Genomic DNA, 6,894 nt, shown 5'->3' with positions numbered 1-6,894 from the left:
AAACCTAAGCCGGTGTCCCCGCTCTCCCGGGGCCGAACGCCCTAGTTGTTGAGCATGCGGTCGAAGCTTCCCGAGTCGCCATCCCGATAGTCGGCGGTCATCAGGATCTCCTGCGGAATGCGCCCGCCTTCACGTAGCACGTTGCGGAACTGCACGCGCGTAACCATGGGCAGATCCTTGATCGTCGCTGCCAGGTTCTGCGGCACGCCCTGGTTGGCAGCCGCGGGCTCGCACTCGCCGCCGGCCTTCACGCGACGCTTATGCTCGGCGAGCATGGCGCGGTACATGCCGGCATGCAGGCGAATCTCAACCACATTGGCATTGCGAGCCTGTTCGACGATGCGCGCGCCCTCGCGATCGATATCGCCTACGTAGTAGACGTAGTTAAAGCGATAGCCAATCTCGGCCAGATAATCGTCCAAGGCATGCGAGACGCTCGCCTTGCATCCGCCGCCAAAAATCACGCCGCCCACCTTGATGCCAAAGAGCTTGGCGTGCTTGCGGCCACGCAGCAGCTTGACGATCTCGTCGTAGGTGTCCAGGTTCTCGACCATAATGAACGGCTTGTCGGCTCCCAGCGTAAAGAAGCCCGTAAAGTGCACGGGGCGATTGGGGGCGACCTTGATCGCCTGCATGCTGATGCCCTTTTCGGTCATACGCCTGATCAAGCGCTCACCGTGCTTGCCGTCAAAAGCCTTCTCGTCGTTAAAGATCTGGTAGGCACGCTGGCGGCGCGAGGCAACCGGCGTATCGGCACCTCGGTTCTGCTCGATCCAAGCCTGGATGATTGCGATTTCCTCGGCAATCTTGCGGTTGGACATCTCGTTGTGCTGAGTGCGCTGCGGAGCCTTTTTGCCGTCCTTGCCCTCGACCTTTACGATCTGTGTCTGCTGCTCCTTAATCTTGGAGAGCGCCATTGGCGTGGGAACGACCTTGAGCAGCTGCCTGCCCAGGACACGGGCCAGAGCAAACGCCGAAACCTCGCCATGAGCGGGCTGCTCAGGCTGCTGGGCGGCCGCATCGTTTGCAGTCGGTTTGGGCTGCGCCTGGGATTTGTGCTTGGAATCTGCCTGAGCTTTGCGCTCTTGCTTTGGCGCGGACGAGCTCTTTTGCGAACGTTCAGGCTTGTCCCCCTTCGCCGGCTGGCGCTTGGGCTGCTCCACCGGGGTCTCAGCCTTCACATCCTTGTTTTGCGTTGTCGCCTTCTCGGCCACGGTTTCGGCATTTGAGCCACGTCCGCCACGGTGACGACGACGGCGGGGCTTGCTCGAAGCGCTCTCCCCCGCCTGTTTATCAGCGGACTGTTGAACTTTGACCTCGGTGTCAGCCGCAGGCTGCGACTCGGAAGGTTGCTGCTCGCGAGCCGCCGGCTCAACGGTTTTCTCGGTTTGTTCGGCCTTCTCGTCCTGAGTGGTCGAAGCCGGCTCGCTCTTCTCCTGACGCCTCACGGGATACGCGCGCCCCGCAAAACCACGTCCGGGACGACATGAACCCGGAGCCTTCTTGGCAGACTCCTCAACATCGTCTGCAACCTCAGAAGACTCTTCGACCTCACGCGCGGCATCCTGCTGTGCAGCCTTAAAGTGAGCGCCGCGACGGTGCTTGGGCTCTTGGGCCTCCACGGGCTTTTGCTCCTTCGTGGGCTTCTGCGACTCGGCAGCAGCCTCGGTCTCAGCAGCCTCGGTCTCAACAGCCTCGGCATCCGTCTCGCCCTTTCGAGCAACGGCGCGACGGAAGCGCTCCTGCTGGGCGCGGCGCTGTGCATCGCGCTTGCCGCCCCCGCCAAAACCGCCGCGTCCTGCCTTGGCCGTAAAGGCACGCACGACGTTCTCATCGAGCAACTCATCGGTATCGACATGCTCACGCGGGGCAACTTCTTCCACAGCAGGCACGTCAGCGGAATCCTCGACGACAAAATCCTCGACGGACTCGGCAGGCTGCTCCTGGGCATCGCGGATCTCGGCATTGATGGTATAGAACGCCGGGCGCCCGTTAACGCCGCTACCCTCGATCTTGGTCACGATATTTGCCGCGATAAGCTCATCGCGCATCGCCTTGGTGTCACATTCCTTATCGACGGAGCGGAAAATTTGCGCCAGCGCGCTCGACTTGATCTTGAGCGCCTTGCGGCAAAGCAGGTCGTAGGCAACCAGCTTGGCACGCTCAGCAGAAAGCGATGTCTGGCTGCTCAGACGCTCAGCCAGGGCATCGACATTATTTTGGTTATCGGAATATACCGTCTTGGCCACGGGGCCCCTTTCATATGTACACATATACGTCTATATGGTACAACGCGCGCCCTTATCCACGCAAAACATCTGCGAGAACACTCGAGCGTCACCCGCTTTTGCATGAAAAAAGACCGAGCCCGCGAAGTCGCGGACCCGGTCTTTCCGAGTCAAATGGATGGGAGATTCAACCCGTCCGACCGACTAGGCCTTGGCGGCCTCGGCGTCGGCAGGAGCCTCAGCGGCAGCGGCGCGACCGTACTCGGCCTTGCCCATATCGGACCACTCGGGCTCCTCATCAGGCATGGAGCCAGCCTCCTTGCCGAAGAACTCCTTGAGGCAGTTGACGGCAACGATGAGGCCCAGGACCATCAGCAGGACGGCAAAGACGAGCTGCAGGCCCTTGGTGGCGGCGACGGAGACGGCGGCCGTGGTGGCGGTAGCCGGGATGGTACCGAAGAAACCGTAGGCCTGGACGGCGGTCATGCAGCCCATGGCGCTCTGGACCAGCGAGGTGAAGGTGCAGCAGAGCAGGAAGACGACGGGCACGTAGAGCATCCAGCCCTTGCGGCCGGTGCACTTGCAGAACACGGCGAGGGTGATCATGGTCATGCCGCCGAGCAGCTGGTTGGAAGCACCAAAGAGCGGCCAGATGTTGGCATAGCCACCAAAAGCGAGAGCGAGACCGGGAAGCAGGGTAACGACCGTGGCGAACCAGGGGTTGCCGAGGACCTTCATGTAGCCGGCCTTGGACTCGATGGCCAGGGCGTCGTTGGTCTGGGCAAAGAACTCGGAGAACGAGGTGCGGGCGATGCGGGCGACGGCGTCGAGCGAGGTCAGGGCCAGAGCGGAGACGTTCATGGTCATGAAGACGGTAGCGAGCGTGCCGTCAACACCGAAGGCCTGCATACCGCGGGAGATGCCGGCGGCGAAGATCTGGAACGGGGTGGAAGCGACACCGGCGTTGAGAGCGCCAGTACCGGCGGTGTTCATATCGGAGAACATGATGCCGGCGACGATGATGGCAAGGATGCCAACGAAGGACTCGACGATCATTGCACCGTAACCGACCTTGACGGCGTCCTGCTCCTTCTCGACCTGCTTGGAAGAGGTGCCGGAAGAAACGAGGCTGTGGAAACCGGAGAGAGCACCGCATGCGACGGAGACGAACAGGACCGGGAACATCATGCCGGAGGCAGTGGAGAAGCCGGTGAAGACCGGAGCGGTGATAGTGGCCTGACCGTTGACACCCAGGACGACGATGCCGAGGACAGCGCAGACGATCATGACGATCATCATGATGGAAGTGAGGTAGTCACGCGGGGTCTTGAGCATCTGGATGGGCATAGCGCCAGCGAAGACCAGGTAGACCATGACGACGGCGAACCACTGGAACTTATCCAGGTAGACCGGGAACTGCATACCGACGGCGAACATGAGAACCATGAGGATAACGCCGGTGACGAACTCGGCAGCGCCGGTGAGGTTGAACTTCTTCTGGGCCCAACCAAAGGCGATAGCGACGAAGGTGAACAGGATGGAGATGGTACCAGCGCAGCCGGCGGCATAGGACTTGGTGAAGTCGATGGCACCGGTAGCAGCACCAGAAGCGTCAACGGCCGGGGTGAACATGAACGTCTTGCAGACCATGTCGGTGAAGGCGGCGATGACGATGATGCAGAACAGCCAGCAGAACAGCAGGAACAGGCGACGGCCGGTCTTGCCGATGTACTTCTCGATGAGCTGAGCGAGCGACTTGCCGTTGTTCTTCATCGAAGCGTACAGGGCACCAAAGTCGTGGACGGCGCCAAAGAAGATGCCGCCGACGAGGACCCAGAGCACGACGGGCAGCCAGCCAAAGGCCATGGCGACGATCGTACCCGTAACAGGGCCAGCACCGCAGATCGAGCTGAACTGGTGCGAGAACGCAGTGAAGGCGGAGACGGGCGAGAAGCTGTTGCCGTCCTTCATGCGCTTGGCCGGCGTGAGGGCCTCTTTGTCAACGCCCCACTTGTTGGCCAGCCATCGGCCATAGCCCAGATAGCCGCAGGCGAGCACCGCCGCGGCCACAACCATGAGCAAAACTCCGTTCATTACATTTCCTCCTCTAAAAAGAACTTCCCAGACATAAAAAAATGAGGGCCGTCGGTTGCGCTCGACGGCCCTCATCTTCATCAGCCGCCCGTTATCGTACGGGCTAGCTGTATGTGCTAACCCGCATCAGATAATTACTACGCTGATAATGTTTAGCTGATGCGTGAACATGTCTAAGAAATCCTCTTCAATCATGATGCGAACGATCCGTGCGTGTTCACATCCCCCAGTGGTTGAAAAGGAGTATGAAACTTTAGTTGCCTAAAGTCAACGCAAATTTGTAATGAATTTTCAACTTTTTTGGATTTCTCGGTATTAAACGCCACTGACCTCGGACTTTACCCCACGACAGTTTTTGCATGAGAGATGCCCCTGAGAGCCGCGGGAGCCGGGCGGCGCATATGAACTTTCCTGCTCTACAGTCCTGCGCAAGACGAAGGCCACTTAATGTGGCCTTCGTCTTGCGCAGGACTGTAGAGCAGGAAACCTTATATCCGGCCCCTCCGTCCGGGGACCGCGCCGTACCAGCTACAGCGTCATGTTCGGATCGGCGTCGACGTCGAACGGCGAGATTTCACCTCGGTCGAATTTACGGCGGGCGACCTCCGCGATCATGGCTGCGTTATCGGTACAGGCAGACAAGGGCGGCACCGTTACGCGAATCCCCTGACGCCCAAGCTTCTTGATCATCATCTCGCGCAGATGCGGGTTGGCCGAGACGCCGCCGCCGATGCAGTATTCCTTACATCCGGTAGCGTGCAATGCGTTTTTGGCCTTCTTGTACTGCACGTCAAAGACAGCCGCCTCAAACGAAGCCGCCAGATCGGGCAGGTGAATCGTGCGCCCGGCCTTGGTCTCCTGCTCGATGTAGAGCGTCACGGCCGTTTTAAGACCCGAAAGCGAGAAACGATAGTCTCCCCTGCTGTTAAGCGCACGGGGGAAATCGATCGCGCGGGGATTGCCCGTCTCGGCCAGCTTGGAAATGATGGGGCCACCGGGATAGCCCAGGCCCAACGCCTTGGCCACCTTGTCGAAGGCCTCGCCCACGGCGTCGTCGAGCGTCTCACCGAGCACCTCGTAGTCGCCCCATGCCTTTACGTGCACGAGCATGGTGTGCCCGCCCGAGACAAGCGTGAAGATGAACGGCGGCTTGAGGTCGGGCTGCGCCAGCAAGTTGGCAAACAGGTGCCCCTCCAGATGGTTGACGCATACGAGCGGCTTACCGGCAGCGTAGGCAAAGCCTTTGGCAAAGGCAACGCCCACCACGAGAGCGCCCACCAGGCCCGGACCCTGTGTCACGCCCACGGCGGCAAGCTCGCTGGGGGCAATGGCTCCACCCTCAAGACCAAGCGATGCTGCGGCATCCTCGAGCGCCGCATCCACGACACTCACAATCACCTCAACGTGTTTGCGCGAGGCGATCTCGGGCACCACGCCGCCAAAGCGGGCGTGAAAATCAATCTGTGTCGACACCTGGTTGGCCAGCATATTGCCATCCGCATCGATAATCGCCACGGCCGTCTCGTCGCAGGAACTCTCGATAGCGAGCACTAGGCGACGGCGCTCAATTTCAGCGCGCTCCTCAACGGTTCGCTCGGGCGCAGGCAGCGGCCATACACGCTGCTCAGCCGCCGTCGGCTCGGGCGAAGCGTTGTCGACCGGGAGCACCAAGGGCAGCGGCGCCGTCATGACGATGGCATCTTTGCCAACACCGTAGTAACCGCGGCGACGGCCAGCCTCGGTAAAGCCCAGAGCGTTATAAAGCGCGATCGCTCCCTCGTTACCGTCCTCGACCTCGAGCGAAGCCGTGGTGCAGCCGAGCATCTGGGCATCATAGCTCACGTGCGACAGCAGCTTGCGGGCAATGCCCTCGCGGCGATGTGCCGGGTCGACGGCGACATCCAGAATCTGCACATCACCGTCCACAACCATACCGCCGGCAAGGCCCAGCAGCTTGCCGTCGTCGTGTGCCACCCACCAACTACGCGGCGCAGCAACGTCCTCGCCCAGTTCGGACAGGAACATGCCCGGCGTCCACGCCTCGTGTCCGGCACCTTCAAAGCAGGCAGCCTCCAGCGCGCTCGCGCCCTCGGCATCCGCCGCGCCCATGGGGCGGAACTGCAGATGACGACCGGCGAGCTCATCGGCAACACCCGTAATTTCGCTCTGCGCACTCTCGGCAAGACCAAGACGCTTGCGCTCGTTTTCCTCGGCATCCGAAAGGCGCGTGTAAATCGGCAGGACGCGAGCCGGATCGCCGTCACCCGCAGCGTGCGCGAGCAGCAAGCCCTCGCCCGAAGGCCACCACAGGTCGCGCTCCACGCAGCGGGCGGTCTCGTCCTCACCCAGCAGCTTGCCATAGCGCACGAGACCGTCACCGGTCAGCTGAACCTGGTCCCAGTCCGCTGCTTGGCGCCACTCATCGAGCGCCACGGCGGCCTTGGCCACGTGTTCGCGCTCAAATTGACGCTCGGGACCCTCATCGACCAGCATATACAGCGCCGGATATACCTCACCGCGCATAGCATCGGCCAAGATACCAAGCTTGCCGCGCACGCCAGCCTTCCACGCC

Annotated in this window: 3 protein-coding genes; all 3 read right to left on the bottom strand. The window is 61.2% G+C overall.

Going from position 1 to position 6,894, the window contains the following annotated elements:
- Positions 1 to 41: 41 nt before the first annotated feature.
- Positions 42 to 2,249 carry a hypothetical protein gene (locus tag AB5758_RS09455; protein WP_368141774.1) on the bottom strand — a complete coding sequence of 736 codons (2,208 nt, stop codon included), beginning with the start codon at positions 2,247 to 2,249 and terminating at the stop codon, positions 42 to 44.
- Between the two features lie 183 nt (positions 2,250 to 2,432).
- On the bottom strand, positions 2,433 to 4,322 hold the full coding sequence (locus AB5758_RS09450) for a carbon starvation CstA family protein (protein WP_271761487.1): 1,890 nt from the start codon (positions 4,320 to 4,322) through the stop codon (positions 2,433 to 2,435).
- A gap of 528 nt (positions 4,323 to 4,850) precedes the next feature.
- The coding region (gene tsaD / locus AB5758_RS09445) for a tRNA (adenosine(37)-N6)-threonylcarbamoyltransferase complex transferase subunit TsaD (protein WP_368155526.1) at positions 4,851 to 6,894 on the bottom strand (2,044 nt) is incomplete at its 5' end.

Source organism: Collinsella aerofaciens, assembly GCF_040926405.1.
Classification (GTDB): Bacteria; Actinomycetota; Coriobacteriia; order Coriobacteriales; family Coriobacteriaceae; genus Collinsella.
Note: the sequence above shows the minus strand (reverse complement) of the source record. Positions and strands in the feature narration are given on the sequence as shown.